The organism is Chryseobacterium koreense CCUG 49689, assembly GCF_001045435.1.
GTDB lineage: Bacteria > Bacteroidota > Bacteroidia > Flavobacteriales > Weeksellaceae > Kaistella > Kaistella koreensis.
This window is the reverse complement of the sequence record NZ_LFNG01000003.1, coordinates 47,310-63,468: the sequence shown is the minus strand read 5'-3', so window position 1 is coordinate 63,468 and position 16,159 is coordinate 47,310. Positions and strand designations below refer to the sequence as shown.

15 protein-coding genes are annotated in these 16,159 nt (G+C 41.1%); 7 read left to right on the top strand and 8 right to left on the bottom strand.

Features of this window, described 5'->3' with window-relative positions; genetic code table 11:
* The first annotated feature begins 41 nt into the window (after positions 1-41).
* The 5 genes from ACM44_RS02235 (at position 42) to ACM44_RS02215 (ending at position 4,526) form a co-directional block, all read left to right on the top strand.
* Positions 42-686 (top strand): DUF4241 domain-containing protein, encoded by a 645-nt coding sequence (locus ACM44_RS02235; RefSeq protein WP_048498480.1) that lies wholly within the window; start codon positions 42-44, stop codon positions 684-686.
* A 103-nt stretch (positions 687-789) separates the two neighbouring features.
* The gene (locus ACM44_RS02230; RefSeq protein ID WP_048498575.1) at positions 790-1,632 is read left to right on the top strand and encodes an alpha/beta hydrolase family protein; all 843 of its coding nucleotides are present in this window, start codon (positions 790-792) and stop codon (positions 1,630-1,632) included.
* A 127-nt stretch (positions 1,633-1,759) separates the two neighbouring features.
* Positions 1,760-2,329, top strand: coding sequence for a cob(I)yrinic acid a,c-diamide adenosyltransferase (locus ACM44_RS02225; RefSeq protein ID WP_048498479.1), 570 nt, complete (start codon positions 1,760-1,762; stop codon positions 2,327-2,329).
* Positions 2,330-2,403: 74 nt separating this feature from the next.
* Positions 2,404-3,027 carry a thiamine diphosphokinase gene (locus ACM44_RS02220; RefSeq protein ID WP_048498478.1) on the top strand — a complete coding sequence of 208 codons (624 nt, stop codon included), beginning with the start codon at positions 2,404-2,406 and terminating at the stop codon, positions 3,025-3,027.
* Between the two features lie 107 nt (positions 3,028-3,134).
* Positions 3,135-4,526, top strand: a complete 1,392-nt coding sequence (locus ACM44_RS02215; protein WP_048498477.1) for a type III PLP-dependent enzyme domain-containing protein — start codon at positions 3,135-3,137, stop codon at positions 4,524-4,526.
* A 478-nt stretch (positions 4,527-5,004) separates the two neighbouring features.
* On the opposite strand, the gene groL is transcribed toward ACM44_RS02215, so the two are convergent.
* The 4 genes from groL to ACM44_RS02190 all read right to left on the bottom strand — a co-directional run bounded on the left by groL (position 5,005) and on the right by ACM44_RS02190 (position 10,331).
* Positions 5,005-6,627 carry a chaperonin GroEL gene (gene groL, locus ACM44_RS02205; RefSeq protein ID WP_048498475.1) on the bottom strand — a complete coding sequence of 541 codons (1,623 nt, stop codon included), beginning with the start codon at positions 6,625-6,627 and terminating at the stop codon, positions 5,005-5,007.
* Between the two features lie 83 nt (positions 6,628-6,710).
* Positions 6,711-6,989, bottom strand: coding sequence for a co-chaperone GroES (locus ACM44_RS02200; RefSeq protein ID WP_048498474.1), 279 nt, complete (start codon positions 6,987-6,989; stop codon positions 6,711-6,713).
* Between the two features lie 307 nt (positions 6,990-7,296).
* Complete coding sequence (locus tag ACM44_RS02195; protein ID WP_048498473.1) at positions 7,297-9,657, bottom strand: M1 family metallopeptidase; 2,361 nt, start codon at positions 9,655-9,657, stop codon at positions 7,297-7,299.
* A 68-nt stretch (positions 9,658-9,725) separates the two neighbouring features.
* Entirely contained in the window at positions 9,726-10,331 is a 606-nt protein-coding gene (locus ACM44_RS02190) for a HupE/UreJ family protein (protein WP_048498574.1), read from the bottom strand.
* A gap of 163 nt (positions 10,332-10,494) precedes the next feature.
* Here ACM44_RS02190 and ACM44_RS02185 point away from each other — a divergent pair, with 163 nt between their 5' ends.
* Complete coding sequence (locus ACM44_RS02185; protein WP_048498472.1) at positions 10,495-10,995, top strand: DUF6702 family protein; 501 nt, start codon at positions 10,495-10,497, stop codon at positions 10,993-10,995.
* On the opposite strand, the gene ACM44_RS02180 is transcribed toward ACM44_RS02185, so the two are convergent.
* From ACM44_RS02180 to ACM44_RS02165, 4 genes are all read right to left on the bottom strand, one after another.
* A complete protein-coding gene (locus ACM44_RS02180; protein WP_048498471.1) occupies positions 10,980-11,564 on the bottom strand; it encodes an acyl carrier protein phosphodiesterase in 585 nt (194 codons plus the stop codon). The genes ACM44_RS02185 and ACM44_RS02180 overlap by 16 nt on opposite strands.
* A gap of 45 nt (positions 11,565-11,609) precedes the next feature.
* A complete protein-coding gene (locus ACM44_RS02175; RefSeq protein WP_048498470.1) occupies positions 11,610-12,179 on the bottom strand; it encodes a hypothetical protein in 570 nt (189 codons plus the stop codon).
* A 51-nt stretch (positions 12,180-12,230) separates the two neighbouring features.
* On the bottom strand, positions 12,231-13,583 hold the full coding sequence (gene radA / locus ACM44_RS02170) for a DNA repair protein RadA (protein WP_048498469.1): 1,353 nt from the start codon (positions 13,581-13,583) through the stop codon (positions 12,231-12,233).
* A gap of 184 nt (positions 13,584-13,767) precedes the next feature.
* Positions 13,768-14,295, bottom strand: coding sequence for a YceI family protein (locus tag ACM44_RS02165; RefSeq protein WP_152669283.1), 528 nt, complete (start codon positions 14,293-14,295; stop codon positions 13,768-13,770).
* Positions 14,296-14,508: 213 nt separating this feature from the next.
* On the opposite strand from ACM44_RS02165, the gene ACM44_RS02155 reads away from it, so the two are divergent.
* Positions 14,509-16,116: a CTP synthase gene (locus ACM44_RS02155; RefSeq protein WP_048498466.1), complete on the top strand. Its 1,608-nt coding sequence runs from the start codon at positions 14,509-14,511 to the stop codon at positions 16,114-16,116.
* Positions 16,117-16,159: the final 43 nt, after the last annotated feature.

Here is a 16,159-nt window from a genome sequence, read left to right as displayed (position 1 = left end):
CCTTCATTAGTGTATTCCCTTTGTCCTTAATATCACTGTATATGAAACACCTCGAAAATATCGCCAAACTCTTCCACAAAAATTTTGTGGAAAGTCCGTTGATCGAAACATTTGAAGTTGGAAAAATAGTACTTCCGACAGGTCAACTGGTTGCTTCAGATCCGCTGACCACCGGCGAAATGCCCGCGTTTGAAACCACTTTCCCAATCGGTGAATTTTCGGCATTTGTACATAAAGAAAAAGACAGCAATTGCATTGCCTATGCGGAAATTGTTTTTTCTGACACAGAAATTTCGGAATGGAAATTGGCTACCCGATCAGGAGAAAATCCAGAAGAATTAAAGGATGGCGAGATTTTCGGATATCCCGTGGAAAGCGGAATGGGGTGCTTCATGGATCTAGAAACTCAGGCGGGACTGAACCATTTGGAAAAAGATTTGTTCCAAAAAAAAGGCGATGATTTCATGGGAATTTATGAGGAATTTTTTCATCCGTATTTTTTTGATGACAACGGCGCGATTGACCAGTTCGCCATCCTGAAACCTCAAGAGGAAAAACCCGGAAACATCATGGCCTTTGAAACGGGTTATGGCGAAGGTTTTTATGCAACTTATATTGGCTTTGACCAAAATAATGCGCCGGTGAAAATTGTTTCTGAATTTATTGAAATGGAAATTGAGCAATAGAAATTCCTATTTTCCACATACCGAAATTTTCTTTTTACCGAAGGTAAATCCCTAATTTTGAAAAATGAATATCCGCTCCCTCACGAGTGGATTTTCCTTAAAAATGAAAGATTTAGTCCTAAAAACCGCAGATGGTTTCCCGCTTTCTGTCAAACTTTTCGAACCCGCAAATCCCAACGGAAAGCTCTTGCTCGTCAACTCTGCGACCGGGGTCAAACAGCAAATCTATTTTTCCTTCGCCAAATATTTTGCCGAAAATGGTTTTACGGTTTTAACCTATGATTATCGTGGAATCAACGAGTCAAAACCTGAAAAATTGAGAGGATTCAAAGCTTCGATGAGGATTTGGGGAACTGAGGATTTTAGAACTTTGACCAATTATATTCAGGAAAACTATCCTGATTACCGAAAATTTTGCCTTGGTCATTCGGTGGGCGCGTTGATTCTGGGGATGAATAAAGACTCCCGCATTTTTGAGAAATTTATATTTGTGGGAACTCAAGATGCCTACATCGGAAATCTCCCTTGGAAAGTGGCGGTTAAAGCGATTTTTGGTTTCGGGATTGCGCTTCCGCTCACCAGCAATCTGTTCGGATATTTTCCGGCACACACTTTTGCTTTGGGGGAATCTTTGCCGAAAGGAGCAGCTTATGACTGGAAAACCCTGATCTTAAACAAGAAATCCACCCGCAGACTTTTTGAGAAAATCGAGGAGGATTTTTCTAAAACTTTAACCCAGGAAGCCTTTATCATTCATGCAGAAGATGATCCATGGGTAACGCTGAAAGGCATGGAAAGCCTTATGAACAGAGGTTATCCCAACCTGAAGAAAACCTATCGCGAAGTCAAAGTTTCTGAATCGCCGAAAGGAGAGATCGGGCACATCAATTTTTTTCGAAGTTTTAACAAGAAACTGTGGAAAATCGTGTTGGATGAACTTTCATGAGATCAAAATCTTTGACAAATTTTTATTTCCGTAATTTTACCTCCTATTTATCAATTTAATTCAAAGACTTGAAAGCACAGATTTGCCGTCTTTCATCTCTGCGCCTCCATCTTTTAGCTATTTAAAAATGAAAATTTATACCAAAACCGGCGACAAAGGAGAAACCGCACTTTACGGAGGAACCCGCGTTTCCAAAGCCTCCGCAAGAGTGGAATCCTACGGAAATATCGACGAGCTGAACTCCTTTATCGGAGTTGCCAAATCTGAAATTACCGATGAAAAAGTAATCCATCAGCTCAAAAAAATTCAATTCGACTTGTTCACGGTCGGGTCTGAATCCGCTACGCCAACAGATAAACTCACCTTAGCCAACGGAAAATCCAGATTGACCTTAATGATTTCCGAAAAAGAAATCGAAGAAATGGAAAATTGGATTGACGAATGGGAAAAACATCTGGAACCCCTTCAATATTTCATTCTTCCGGGAGGCGGAAAACCGGCGACGCTGCTCCACGTTTGCAGAACTGTTTGCAGAAGGGCGGAGCGCAGCTTGGTCTTTTTGAACGAATCTGAAGAAGTTCGTCCGGAGCTGATCAAATATTTGAACAGGTTATCAGACTATTTGTTCGTTTTGGCAAGATATGTGTCAAAATTAAATGGCGACACCGAAGAATTCTGGAACCCGAACAACAGATAAACTTCCCGGGTAAAAGTGAAGACTTGTTCCAATGCTGTAACCTCCAAACCATCCATAAAAAATCTGTGCAATCTGTGAGCAATAAAAAAGCCCTACTTTTCATCAACGGAGTTCCTCCAATAAACCTCCCGGAATTTGACGATTATGAGTTGATTGCATGTTCTGACGGGGCTTTCCATTATTTAAAGCAAAAAAATTTTCCGGTCGGAAAACTTGACTTTATTTCCGGGGATTTTGATTCCCATACCGGAAACGATGATGAAATCTATGAAGAAAAATTCATCTACACTCCCGATCAGGAGAAAACAGATTTTGAAAAATCCTTAGAAATCATCAGGGAAAAAGGCTTGAAGAAAGTTCATATTTACGGAGGAAGCGGTGGTGAAATGGACCATTTTTTGGGAAACCTCACCGTGGCCTTTCACTTTAAAGATGATCTGGAAATCACTTTTTTTGATGAATATTCCACCTACTTTTTTTCACCGAAAAAATTAGTTTTAGAAAATGTGAAGGGAAAAATGATTTCGCTTTATCCTTTTCCGATTGCTGAAAGTGTGGTGACCAAAGGCTTGAATTGGCCTTTAAACAAAGAAAAATTAGAAATCACTTCCAGAATTGGGACCAGAAATTTCGCGGTGGAAGATCAGGTTTCGATTGAATTTCAGGAAGGTGACCTGGTGGTTTTTGTGGAAAAATAACCCCTCCTTTTTGGGAGGCAGGTCCGAATTCAAAAACCATAAATTAATCTGCCAATCCCAACTTTTTTCACCAAATTTGCATTTTATTTAAACCTCGATTTGACCCCATGAAAATTAAATATTCAGAACTCATTGACCAGACCCTTTACTTCCCGACAGAGGAATTCGATGTGGCGGAAAATCAGCTTCTTTTTCACGGAATTCCCTTGATGGACGTCATAGAAAAATTTGGCACTCCTCTGAAATTTAATTACCTGCCGAAAATTTCAACCAACATTCAGCGTGCGAAAGCCTGGTTTAAAGAAGCGTTCGAAATCAACGATTACAAGAAAGATTACCGGTATTGCTATTGCACCAAATCCAGCCATTTCGCCTTCGTTTTGGAGGAAGCGCTGAAAAACGATATTTCCATCGAAACTTCTTCGGCTTATGATATGGATATCGTGAAATCGCTTTATGAAAAGGGAAAATTCGACAAAAATGTGGAGGTGATCTGCAACGGTTTTAAGACCGATGATTATTTGGCGAAAATCGCAGATCTGATCAACAGTGGTTTTGAAAACATCACGCCCATTCTGGACAACTACCGCGAACTCGACAAACTCACCGAAAGCATCGATGTGAACTTCGATATCGGCATCAGAATCGCATCGGAAGAGGAACCAAAATTTGAATTCTATACTTCCCGTTTGGGAATTGGCTATAAGGACATTATCCCCTATTACAGCCAAAAAATCGCGGAAAATCCGAATGCGCGATTGAAAATGCTCCATTTTTTCATCAATACCGGAATTAAGGATACAGCGTACTACTGGAACGAACTCTATAAATGTCTCCGGGTGTATGCGCGGTTGAAAAAAATCGCACCGGAAGTAGATTCACTCAATATTGGTGGTGGTTTCCCAATCAAAACTTCTCTAAATTTTGACTACGATTACCAGTATATGGTCAATGAAATCGTGTCCCAAATCAAAAAATTCTGTGAAGAAGAAGGTGTGGAAGAACCCAATATCTACACCGAATTCGGGAGTTTCACCGTGGGCGAAAGCGGTGGCCATCTCTACAAAATTCTTTCCCAAAAACGCCAAAACGACCGGGAAAAATGGAATATGATAGACTCTTCTTTCATGACGACTTTGCCCGACACGTGGGCAATTTCACGACATTTCATCATGCTCCCTTTAAATCGATGGGAAGACACTTATGAGCGGGTTTTCCTGGGCGGATTGACCTGTGATTCCGACGATTATTACAATTCCGAACAACATACCAACGCCATTTATCTCCCCGTTTTCAGTGACACCAAACCTTTGTACATCGGGTTTTTCCACACCGGAGCGTATCAGGAAACCATCGGCGGATATGGCGGAGTTCACCACTGTTTGATGCCGCAACCGAAACACATCCTCATCGACAAAGACGAAGAGGGGAATTTTGTTTACACCCTTTTCCGCGAGGAACAAAAACCGGAGGATGTTTTGAAACTGTTGGGTTATTGATGTTTCGCAGCATGGAACATCGCGAAAAAACCTCATCTGAGACCTGTCAACTTGGTGATCAACCAGCAGGTGGTAAAACCAATACTTTAAGATTGACCACGACTTAAAAAAATAGATCAAAATAAATTCAGCCCTCCTATTTGGTGGGCTTTTTTAATTTTCAACCCATTCCATGCATTAAAATAACACGTTGGTGCGGTCCTATCCTCCATTTTTGGGGTTCCAGACCCCAAAATCGCGGTTCTACACCCCATTTTTGCGGTTCTAGACCCCAAAATCGCGGTTCTAGACCCCATTTTTGCGGTTCCAAACCTCAAATTCGCGGTTCCCAACCGCGATTTTGGGGTTCAGAACCTCGTCTTCGGGCATAAAAACCTCAAATTCGAATTCATGTCATTAATTATTACAAAAAAATCCGTCCAGAAAACTCTGAACGGATTATAAATTGATGAGGTTCCTGTCTTTTGAAACCAGCTTCTTACATCATTCCCGGCATTCCGCCTCCCATCGGCATTGCGGGTTCGTCTTTCTTGATTTCGGTAATGACACATTCCGTAGTCAACAACATTCCTGCAACGGATGCGGCGTTTTCCAGGGCAACACGAACTACTTTTGTTGGGTCAATAATTCCCGCCTCGAACATGTTTACATATTCGTCGTTTTTCGCATTATACCCGAAATCCGCATTTCCGTCTGCCACTTTTGCCACGATCACAGAACCTTCTCCACCTGCATTTTCCACGATTTGTCTTAATGGCTCCTCAATTGCTCTTTTCACGATTTTGATTCCGGTAGATTCGTCTTGGTTGGCTCCATCTAGGTTCAGTGCAGAAATACTTCTCACCAAAGCTACTCCACCACCGGCAACGATTCCTTCTTCCACAGCGGCTCTGGTAGCGTGAAGCGCATCGTCAACACGGTCTTTTTTCTCCTTCATTTCCACTTCCGAAGCGGCACCTACGTAAAGAACTGCTACTCCACCTGCTAATTTTGCCAATCTTTCCTGAAGTTTTTCTCTGTCGTAATCGGAAGTTGTGGTTTCCATTTGCGCTTTGATCTGGCTCACACGGCCTTTGATTTGCGCCTCGTCACCTCCACCGTTTACGATGGTTGTATTGTCTTTGTCTATGGTTACTTTTTCAGCAGTTCCCAGCATTTCCAAAGTAGCATTTTCCATGGTGAAACCTCTTTCCTCAGAGATCACCTGTCCGCCGGTAAGGATTGCGATGTCTTCCAACATTGCTTTTCTTCGGTCTCCGAATCCCGGAGCTTTCACGGCTGCAATTTTCAGTGAACCTCTCAGTTTGTTTACCACCAAAGTTGCCAAAGCTTCACCTTCCACTTCTTCAGAAATGATCAAAAGTGATTTTCCTGCTTGCGCCACCGGTTCCAGAACAGGAAGCAATTCCTTCATGGAAGAGATTTTCTTTTCTACCAAAAGGATATAAGGATTTTCCAATTCTGCGATCATTTTCTCAGGATTGGTCACGAAATATGGAGACTGATAACCTCTGTCGAACTGCATTCCTTCTACCACATCCACGGTGGTGTCGGTTCCTTTAGCTTCTTCCACGGTGATCACCCCTTCTTTACCCACTTTTCCGTAAGCTTCGGCGATCAGTGAACCAATCGTATCGTCGTTGTTCGCGGAGATTGCAGCAACCTGTTTGATTTTTTCAGAAGAATCTCCCACCACTTGAGATTGGGATTTCAGGTTTGCCACCACTGCAGAAACTGCCTTGTCGATTCCCCTTTTTAGATCCATCGGGTTTGCTCCTGCCGCCACGTTTTTCAGACCTTCGCGAACGATAGCCTGTGCCAAAACGGTGGCTGTTGTAGTTCCGTCTCCCGCGATGTCATTGGTTTTGGAAGCCACTTCTTTTACCATTTGTGCTCCCATGTTTTCCACTTTGTCTTCAAGCTCAATTTCTTTTGCTACGGAAACTCCGTCTTTGGTCACGTGCGGTGCACCGAAAGCTTTCTCGATCACCACGTTTCTACCTTTTGGACCCAAAGTTACTTTCACTGCGTTTGCAAGAGCATCCACACCTCTTTTCAAAGCGTCTCTTGATTCAATATCGAATTTAATTTCTTTTGCCATAATTTTTTAGATTTTAAGATACTAGACACAAGAGCCTAGATTTTCAATTTTATAAATTTCTTGATTCTTGATGGTTGATTCTTTTAGCCAATGATTCCTAAAAGATCTGCTTCTCTGACAATTAAATAATCTTTCCCATCCAGCTTCAACTCTGAACCGGAGTATTTCCCATAAAGTACTTTGTCACCCACTTTCACGGTGGTTGGTTCGTCTTTTTTTCCCGGACCAACTGCTACCACAGTTCCTTCCTGTGGTTTTTCCTTCGCCGTATCCGGAATGATAATTCCTGATGCAGTGGTTGTTTCGGCCGCATTGGGCTCCACCAAAACTCTGTCTGATAATGGTTTGAAGTTTACTGACATAATATTTATTTTTTAATTAATTTTTTGAAGTTGACTTTTTGTTCGCTAAAAGTTTGCCAAAGGAAGTGAAAGTTGAAAGATGCACGATGGAAGTTAAAAAATGGCAGATTTTGATTTTTTAGGCTGAAATTTTGGCAGAAAAAAAGTCATTTCGATATTGAAATGACTTTTCTTATTATCGTCGGGATTCATGAAATCGAACTCCTGAGGATTTTAAAATTCGATGGAAGGTTTACGGTGTTTGAAAGATTTCCGAATCTCTCCCGGCTCCATAACTTCCATTTAAGGAATGCGAACCGTCTTGTCCTTACTTCGCCTGCATCGGATTCACCATCCCTTTTGCTGCGCCTCTTGCGGAACCTTCCTGTTTTTGTTTAAAGACATTGAATTTCGAAACGGGTTCTGCGATTTCGCCCCAGAAATTGTTGGAAGTGTCAATATCGGCAGTTTCACGCATCGGGTCCAGTTGAATGGATTTCAATTTTTTGTCGAAGTAATAGGTTTTGGAAACTTTATTTTCGTCTTTTCTCCAAATTTGCGCCGGGATTTTGTCATTGAGTTTTGTTCCATCCTCGAAAGTGAATTCCAAAATAATCGGCATTACCAAACCGCCTTTATTGCTGAAATCGATTTGGTAGGCACGGATGTTTTTCAGTCTTTCAATATCTGCTGAACTAGGTTTTTCGGTATTGTCGGACTTTACCGTGTATTTTTTATTGGTGTCCACTTTTTCCAAACCTCGCGCGTATCTCCAATAGAAATCTCGGGTTTCTTTGTCAACGTCGGTATAGAATTGGATATTTTTGTCTTCACGATTTCTGATCTTCGAAATATCCTCAAAACTATTTACCTGCGGTTTATCTACGGTATAAGTTCTTTCCCTCGGTTTTGGATCCACATTGAATTCGGGAGCGGCGACGGTAACTTTATCAATCGCAATGTCAACCGGATCGATTCCATAAAACCAGCCGCGCCAGAACCAATCCAGGTTTTCAGCACTTGCATCGTTCATGGTTCGGAAAAAGTCTGCAGGTTCCGGATGTTTGAACGCCCATCTTCTGGCATAAGTTTTAAATGCTTTGTCAAAAAGTTCCCTTCCCATAATGGTTTCCCGAAGGATATTCAATCCGGTTGCCGGTTTGGAATAGGCATTTGGACCAAACTGATTGATGTTTTCGGAATTGGTCATTATCGGTTCCAGTTGGTCTTTCGGAAGTTTCATATAATCCACAATCGTGTGAGCAGGACCTCTTTTGGACGGGAACTTATTGTCCCATCTTTCTTCGGTGAGGTATTCCACAAAAGTATTCAAACCTTCATCCATCCAGCTCCATTGCCTTTCATCGGAATTGATGATCATGGGGAAAAAGTTATGCCCCACTTCGTGGATGATCACGCCGATCATCCCATTTTTTGTTCCTTCGGAATAGGTTCCATCTTTCTCCGTTCTTCCGAAATTAAAACAAATCATAGGATATTCCATTCCGTTTGCGGCTTCCACAGATTGCGCCACCGGATAAGGATATGGTATCGTGTATTCGGAATAGGTCAGAATGGTGTGTGCCACCGCTTTTGTGGAAAATTTTCGGTAAAGCCCGTACGCTTCTTTTGGGTAAAGACTCATCGCCATTACTTTGTTTCCGTTTTCAGGAATGGTCACCCGCATTCCGTCCCAAATAAATTTTCTGGAAGAAGTCCATGCGAAATCCCGAACATCCTTCGCTTCGAATATCCAGGTCTTTCTTTCTTTCGATTTCGATTTTTCGGCTTTTTTAGCTTCATCCAAAGTTACTATTTCAATCGGTTCGCTGGAGTTTTCTGCTTGTTTGTAGCGGGAAAGCTGCGCTGATGAAAGCACCTGCGAATAATTCTGACATTCACCGGTTCCTGCCACCACGTGATCTGCCGGAACATTCATGGTGACTTTGTAATTTCCAAAAGCTAAAGCAAACTCCCCTCTTCCGGTAAATTGGTTGTTTTGCCAACCTTTGAAATCGCTATAAACGCACATTCTTGGAAACCACTGCGTCATGGTGAAAAGATGATTGCCGTCTTCCGGGAAAAACTCGTAACCACCGCGGCCGCCGTTTTTCATTCGGTCAGGAATATTGTAATTCCACTCTATTTTGAAGGTGATTTTTTCTTTTGATTTCAAGATTTTTGGCAAATCTATTCTCATCATCGTTTTATTGATATAATAAGGAATCGCTTTTCCTGATGCATCGGTCACTTTTTCAATATTTACACCAAGACCGTTATCTTTTGCGGGTAAATCCGTTGTCCGCAATCGGTCTGTGGTGGAATATTCCGCAAGTGTGGACGGTGATTGATAATTTGCGTTCTTTATACTAGATTGCTGGTTTTCATCCAATTGAAGCCACAGATACTCCAGATCATCGGGTGAATTGTTGTAATAGGTAATGGTTTCCGAACCCTTTAGATTTAATTTTTCTTCATCCAGATAAGCATTGATTTCATAATCCGCTCTTTGTTGCCAATACTGATGACCGGGAGCTCCGGAAGCGGTTCTGTACACATTGGGAGTTGGCAAAATAGTTCCGAGCTGCTCGAATTTGTTTCCGTGATTGCCGGTCGGGTTGTTTTGAATGTTTTGGGCAAATCCAAATAGGGAACAAAAAAGAAAAAGTGCAATAGATTTTAGTTTCATGATGAAAAACCGATTATGAATCAATAAAATGTTAGTGTTCAAAAATAGTCAAAAAATAAGATGATTTGTTACATAAAATTAAATATATTTCCAATCTCAAATGGAATACGCTCAATGGTCATCTTTAAAGCAAGTGCAAAAACTGCTGAGGAGACAAACATAATCCAGTCTTTTCGGGCGACTTTAAAAAGATTGCTAAAAATAAAAAGCGCAACCAGAAATGCCAGAACCACAACAATTTGTCCCAGTTCCAGACCAAGATTGAATCCCAAAAGCGGAACAAAAAGCGACTGTTCTTTAGCCAGCATCATTCTGGCCGTATTGGCAAATCCCATTCCGTGGATCAAACCGAAAAACAAAGCCAGAAAATAATTGATCCTCATCAGTTTAGATTGATTGCCTTTAAAAATAATATTGTCGAGAGCTGTAATGACGATGGTTAAAGGAATCAGGAATTCTACCCAGTCGGAGGAAATTTTGAAAACCTCCAAGACACTTAAAGCCAAAGTAATGGAGTGTCCGATCGTGAAGGCAGTCACCAAAATCAGGACTTTTTTCCAGTCTTTAAAGGCATAAACGGCAACCAACGCCAAAATAAAAAGTTGGTGGTCCAACGCGTCTAGTGAAATGATGTGTTCCCAACCGAGGTTAAGGTAAAAAAGAAAGTCCTGCATTTGGCTGAATTTTTGAAACAGCGATAATACAAATAATATTTTAACTTTGTCTAAAATTGCGGTGATGACTTGTGAGCGCATATTTTCGAGACCGGAATACTGTTGAAACAGAATTCGTTGTGCATGAAAACACCTTGGAAAAAACACAACATTTATTAAACCCATGAAAAAGTTTCTCTTCCTGTTCTCTTTTTTCTTTTTCCTGTTTTCTTCCGCCAAAGAAATCCATCCCTACCACGTGGGATCGGTGGAATTTAACTATAATTCCAAATCGAAAACTTTCGAGATTTCCGGGAAATTCTTTCTAGATGATCTGGAAAATGCCTTAAAAGAAAAATACGGAAAGGCGGTTCATTTTAACGACGACAGGTTCAAACCACAAATCAATGAATTGCTCGCAAAATATTGCGCCGAATATTTAAAGTTGAAAACCGACAATAAATATTTGAAAATCCATTATCTGGGTTACGAGGAAGACAGCGAATCGGTCAATATTTATTTGGAAAGCGAACCATTAAGTCAGCCGAAAAAAGTGGAAACTGCTGTGAGCATGCTCTATAACCTGTTTGACGATCAAATGAATATCGTCCACATCATCGTGGGAGGAAAGAGGCAAAGTGACCGGCTCAATTATCCGAATCGATATCTTTATAAAAACTTCTGAAATTCCGAATTGATTTTAGCGACATGTTTTAAAAGATCCGGGAAGAAAACTTCGAAATATTTTTGTAATTCAGGCTTGTTGTTGAGGAAAACATCGAACACGGGCAAATCTTTTTCCAAATATTTCGCCTTGTTCAAGACATTCTGAATTGAAAACCGGATTCCCCAATCTTCGTGGTAATTGAAAAGCCAATCTTCTTTCTGCATCTTTTCCAGCATCAAAATCAGATTGCGCGGCAATATTTCCTGATTTTTTCTTAGCGCTGCATATACTTTTTGGGAATGTTCGCGGAGAGCTTTTTCGGGCAGAGCGTTCGCCAAAAAATAATCAAAACTCACATCCACAAATGCACCGGAATAGAGCCGGACAATCGGTGAAAAAATCTTCTTCGCTTCTGAAATTGCCGGATGCGAATCGGTGAAGGTATCAATTTCACGATGAAGGGTAATTCCCTGCTGAATTTTTTCGGGAAATAAAAACCGATCGCTATTTCTGATAAAATCTTCCAGAAACTGACCGACAATCTGCTCGTCTGAAAAAGTGAGGTAGGAATGGGCTAGGAAGTTCATTTTTGGTGGGGGAGCGTTGTTAGCGCTTCAAGCGCTAACAACGCTTCAAGCAGAGTGAATTTTTTCAAAATGTTCAAAATCTCCAAATAATTGAATCGTTTTCAAAGAATCGATACGACCGCAACTGCGATTGCAAATTTGCGACAAAGAAGAATAGGGGTATTCAAAAATATCGTCGTGCAAATTATGTTTTCTCGGATTGTTGTGGATATAATACACCGTTCTCATCAATTGCTGGTCCGATTCCTGAATTATTCTCCGAAACGGCTGCTCAAAAAGTTTGCCGGTTCTGTGATATTTCTTGTTGATTGCCTGGCTGTAACTGTTAAAGAAATTTGAAAATTGCTTGCTTATAATTTGTGTTATTCCAACGTCTTCCTTTTCCTCGATTTTTTTTCGGATCTCCTTTGCCGGTCTTACCTTCAAAAGTAAATGAAAATGATGGGGCAAAAGACAATAGCAATACAGTTCCGCAACAGAGTGAATCTTGTTCTCCAATAATTTCAGAAAATAGTCATAATTCTCATCATCGAAGAAAATTTTGCAGCCATCAATTCCTTGGTTGAAAACATGATAGAAATTATCCGGCTCTAATGGATAGACATGTTTTTTCATATCGGTGTTATTTAGTGTCTTTGTCACTGTGGGACCAGCGTTGTTAGCGCTTTAAGCGCTAACAACGCTTTCATGGAAATCCTCAATCTTACTCACTTCAACAATGGTAATTCCAAACTTTCTTTTCGGTATTTTATTCAAATTGGAAATAAAAATTTTTTCATAACCTAATTTTTCGGCTTCCGAAATCCGCTGTTCGATTTGCGGAACCGGACGAATTTCCCCACTCAAACCGATTTCCCCGGCAAAACAAAAATGTTCTGGAATCGCCACATCTTCATTCGAGGAAAGCACGGAAGCAACCACCGCCAAATCCAGCGCGGGATCGTCGGTTTTGATTCCGCCTGTAATATTCAGGAAAACGTCCTTTGCACCTAATTGGAATCCAGCGCGTTTTTCCAGCACCGCCAAAAGCATATTTAATCTTTTGGAATCGAAACCGGTACAGCTTCTCTGCGGCGTACCGTAAACTGCGGAACTCACCAGTGCCTGGATTTCGATCAACATGGGGCGGTTTCCTTCCAAAATGACCGCTACGGAATTACCGGAAAGTTCTTCCATCTTTTTGGTGATCAGGATTTCTGACGGATTCTTAATCTCTTTCAAACCTTGGGAAATCATTTCATAAATCCCAATTTCTGAAGTTGAACCGAAACGATTTTTGTTGGCTCGAAGCAAGCGGAAAAGGTGATTCCGATCACCATCGAAATTCAAAACAACATCCACCATGTGTTCCAAAACTTTTGGACCGGCAATTTGTCCGTCCTTCGTGATGTGCCCCACCAGAAAAACCGGAGTGTTTTTTTCCTTCGCGAACTTGATGATTTCATTGGAACATTCCCGGATCTGGGAAACCGTTCCCGGTGAACTTTCAATCAGCTGGCTTTGAAGCGTTTGAATGGAATCAATGATGATGAAATCCGGATTTAGTTTTTGGGCTTCGTGGAGGATTTTTTCAACAGAAGTTTCGGTAAAAAGGTAGCAGTTTGGATTTTGGAGTTCGGTAAGTCGGTCGGCTCTCATCTTGATTTGCGATGCGCTTTCTTCTCCAGAAACATAGAGGATTTTCTTCTTCATTTTCAATGCCAACTGAAGCAAAAGCGTGGATTTGCCGATTCCCGGTTCGCCACCAATCAATGTGACCGAACCCAAAACAATCCCACCACCCAGGACTCGGTTCAATTCTTCGGAAGGCGTTTGGATCCTCGCCTCTTCGTTGGTTTCCACTTCGATGATGTTGATGATATGCTGCTTGGATTTGTGGGAATAACTTTTCACCGCAGATTTATCCACGATTTCTTCCACTAAAGTATTCCATTGCCCGCAGTTTTTGCACTGACCAAGCCATTGCGGATACTGCGTTCCACAATTCTGACATAAATATGCTGTTTTAAGTTTTGCCAAAGTTTAAAAGGGATTCCCGAATCTTCGGGATTAAAAATTGATGAATGATGATTGATGGTGCAAATTACGAAAATTTGTGCCGCAAAAATGAATTTTTGGCGACATCATTTTTAAAATAAATAATCAAAAAAAAACCAGCCGTTTCAAAAATTTGGCTGGTTTCACTGATATATATTTATTCGTGTTAGTTCGCTACGATATTGACGGTCACTTTAATTTCATCACCGGTTTTAACTCCAAGAAATCCTGGTCTTTCCATTCCAAATTCTGAAAGTTTTATCTCTTCATTACCTGTGATTTGATAAGAATTACCATTTTTCACCACATTGACCGGAAAGGTAACCTCTTTAGTAACTCCTGCGATGCTCAGTTTTCCTGATAAATTACCTTTTCCTACAGGTAGAGAGGCTGCAGTGAAGGTGATGTTTGGGTGTTTATCCGCTTTAAGAGCGCCATACGCCTTATTATCCATCATTTTTCCTTTAGTACTTACCAAATTTTTCGCAGGCATCGTGAACTTCACATTGGTAATTGCGTTTCCACTTACCGTTCCTACAAAAGTCGCTGCTGATGAAGTCATGGTCCAGTCGTGCATTGGAGAGGTACCGTCCACTACAACTTTTGTGGATTTACCGCTGATGTTTTGGGCATTTATGAATCCGAACATGATCATGGCAAAAAAGGCCAGAATCCATTTGAATGAGTTTTTCATTTTTTTATATTTTAAAATTATTTTCACTTATTTTTTCTATTCTTTCGACTTAAATTCTATGTCAAAGTTAAAGGTATTACCGCTAAGAATGAATGACAAAACTCATAGCGGAATCATGAAATAAATCAGCAGATCACTCATCAAAATTTCTTATTTTTTTGATGTGATTGCGGTGTTAAAGTTTTTACGCTAACTTTGCACAAACCTAATCTAATGAGTAAAAAGAACACCAAATACATCTTCGTGACGGGAGGTGTTACTTCATCTTTGGGCAAGGGAATCGTTTCGGCATCCCTCGGTTTGCTACTGAAATCCCGAGGTTACAAAGTCACCATCCAAAAACTCGATCCCTATATCAATATTGATCCCGGAACTTTAAACCCTTATGAGCACGGCGAATGTTACGTGACGGAAGACGGTGCGGAAACCGATTTGGATTTAGGGCATTACGAGCGATTTCTGGATTCCCAAACTTCACAAAACAACAATGTCACCACCGGAAGAATCTACCAAAGCGTTATTGAAAAGGAGCGAAAAGGTGATTTCTTGGGAAAAACCGTTCAAGTGATCCCCCATATCACCAATGAGATCAAGCGAAGAATTAAAATTTTAGCGAAAAAAGATTTCGACATTATCATCACCGAAATTGGCGGGACCGTGGGCGACATCGAGTCACTTCCATACATAGAATCGGTTCGTCAACTGAAATGGGAACTGGGCGAAAACAACTCCATGGTGATCCACCTCACACTACTTCCCTATTTGGCATCAAGCGGTGAACTGAAAACAAAACCATCGCAACATTCTGTGCGTCAATTGATGGAAAGCGGTATCCAGGCAGATGTTTTGGTGTGCCGCACAGAATACAACATTCCTAAAGAACAGCGGGCAAAACTGGCACAATTCTGCAATGTTCCTTTGGAAAACGTCATTGAATGTAAAGATTTGGACACCATTTATGAAGTTCCGATTTATCTTCAAAAACAACATTTTGACGATGTGGTTTTGAAAGAATTGGACCTGAAATCAGACAAACAGGCCGATCTGAAAGAATGGAAAAACTTCCTTAAAAAATATCAGCATCCAAAAAGAAAAGTGGAAATCGCGCTTGTCGGAAAATATGTTTCGCTGCAGGATTCTTATAAATCAATTGCAGAGGCTTTCATCCACGCCGGTGCAAATCTGGAAACCGAAGTGAAAATCAGATGGGTTTACAGTGGCGATGTGAACAATGACAACCTGGAAGAAACTTTCAAAGGAATAGATGGAATGCTGATTGCACCGGGATTTGGCGACCGCGGAATCGAAGGAAAAATCCAAGCCGCAAAATATGCGCGGGAGAACAATATTCCACTTCTCGGGATTTGCCTCGGAATGCAGATTATGACCATTGAATTTGCCCGAAACGTTTTAGGAATGACGAAAGCCAATTCTATGGAATTCGACACTTCCACGCCGGAACCGGTCATTTCATTAATGGAAGAACAAAAAAATGTGGTGGATAAAGGCGGAACGATGCGACTTGGAGCCTGGAAGTGCACCCTAAAACCAGGTTCAAAACTTGCAGAGATTTACGGCACAAAAAATATTTCCGAAAGACATCGTCACCGGTACGAATTCAATTCAGATTTCCAGGAAGATTTTGAAAAGAATGGACTTATTCCGACCGGGTTCAATCCCGAAACCGGATTGGTGGAAACTTTGGAATTGAAAAACCATCCATTCTACATCGGTGTTCAATACCATCCGGAATACAAAAGTACCGTGGCAACACCGCATCCTCTTTTTAAGGCATTTATAAAAGCTTCCACAAGAAAATAATTGCTCAGTCCGTTTCGCGACGGACTTTTTTATTTAATCACAA

Bases quoted from the DNA above. Each gene is read 5' to 3' on its own strand.
- ACM44_RS02190 (WP_048498574.1), bottom strand. From the start codon at position 10,331: ATGCAGGACTTTCTTTTTTACCTTAACCTCGGTTGGGAACACATCATT.
- ACM44_RS02165 (WP_152669283.1), bottom strand. From the start codon at position 14,295: ATGAAAAACTCATTCAAATGGATTCTGGCCTTTTTTGCCATGATCATG.
- ACM44_RS02200 (WP_048498474.1), bottom strand. From the start codon at position 6,989: ATGTCAGTAAACTTCAAACCATTATCAGACAGAGTTTTGGTGGAGCCC.
- ACM44_RS02185 (WP_048498472.1), top strand. From the start codon at position 10,495: ATGAAAAAGTTTCTCTTCCTGTTCTCTTTTTTCTTTTTCCTGTTTTCT.
- ACM44_RS02195 (WP_048498473.1), bottom strand. From the start codon at position 9,657: ATGAAACTAAAATCTATTGCACTTTTTCTTTTTTGTTCCCTATTTGGA.
- ACM44_RS02235 (WP_048498480.1), top strand. From the start codon at position 42: ATGAAACACCTCGAAAATATCGCCAAACTCTTCCACAAAAATTTTGTG.
- groL (WP_048498475.1), bottom strand. From the start codon at position 6,627: ATGGCAAAAGAAATTAAATTCGATATTGAATCAAGAGACGCTTTGAAA.
- ACM44_RS02225 (WP_048498479.1), top strand. From the start codon at position 1,760: ATGAAAATTTATACCAAAACCGGCGACAAAGGAGAAACCGCACTTTAC.
- ACM44_RS02215 (WP_048498477.1), top strand. From the start codon at position 3,135: ATGAAAATTAAATATTCAGAACTCATTGACCAGACCCTTTACTTCCCG.
- ACM44_RS02230 (WP_048498575.1), top strand. From the start codon at position 790: ATGAAAGATTTAGTCCTAAAAACCGCAGATGGTTTCCCGCTTTCTGTC.
- ACM44_RS02155 (WP_048498466.1), top strand. From the start codon at position 14,509: ATGAGTAAAAAGAACACCAAATACATCTTCGTGACGGGAGGTGTTACT.
- ACM44_RS02180 (WP_048498471.1), bottom strand. From the start codon at position 11,564: ATGAACTTCCTAGCCCATTCCTACCTCACTTTTTCAGACGAGCAGATT.
- ACM44_RS02175 (WP_048498470.1), bottom strand. From the start codon at position 12,179: ATGAAAAAACATGTCTATCCATTAGAGCCGGATAATTTCTATCATGTT.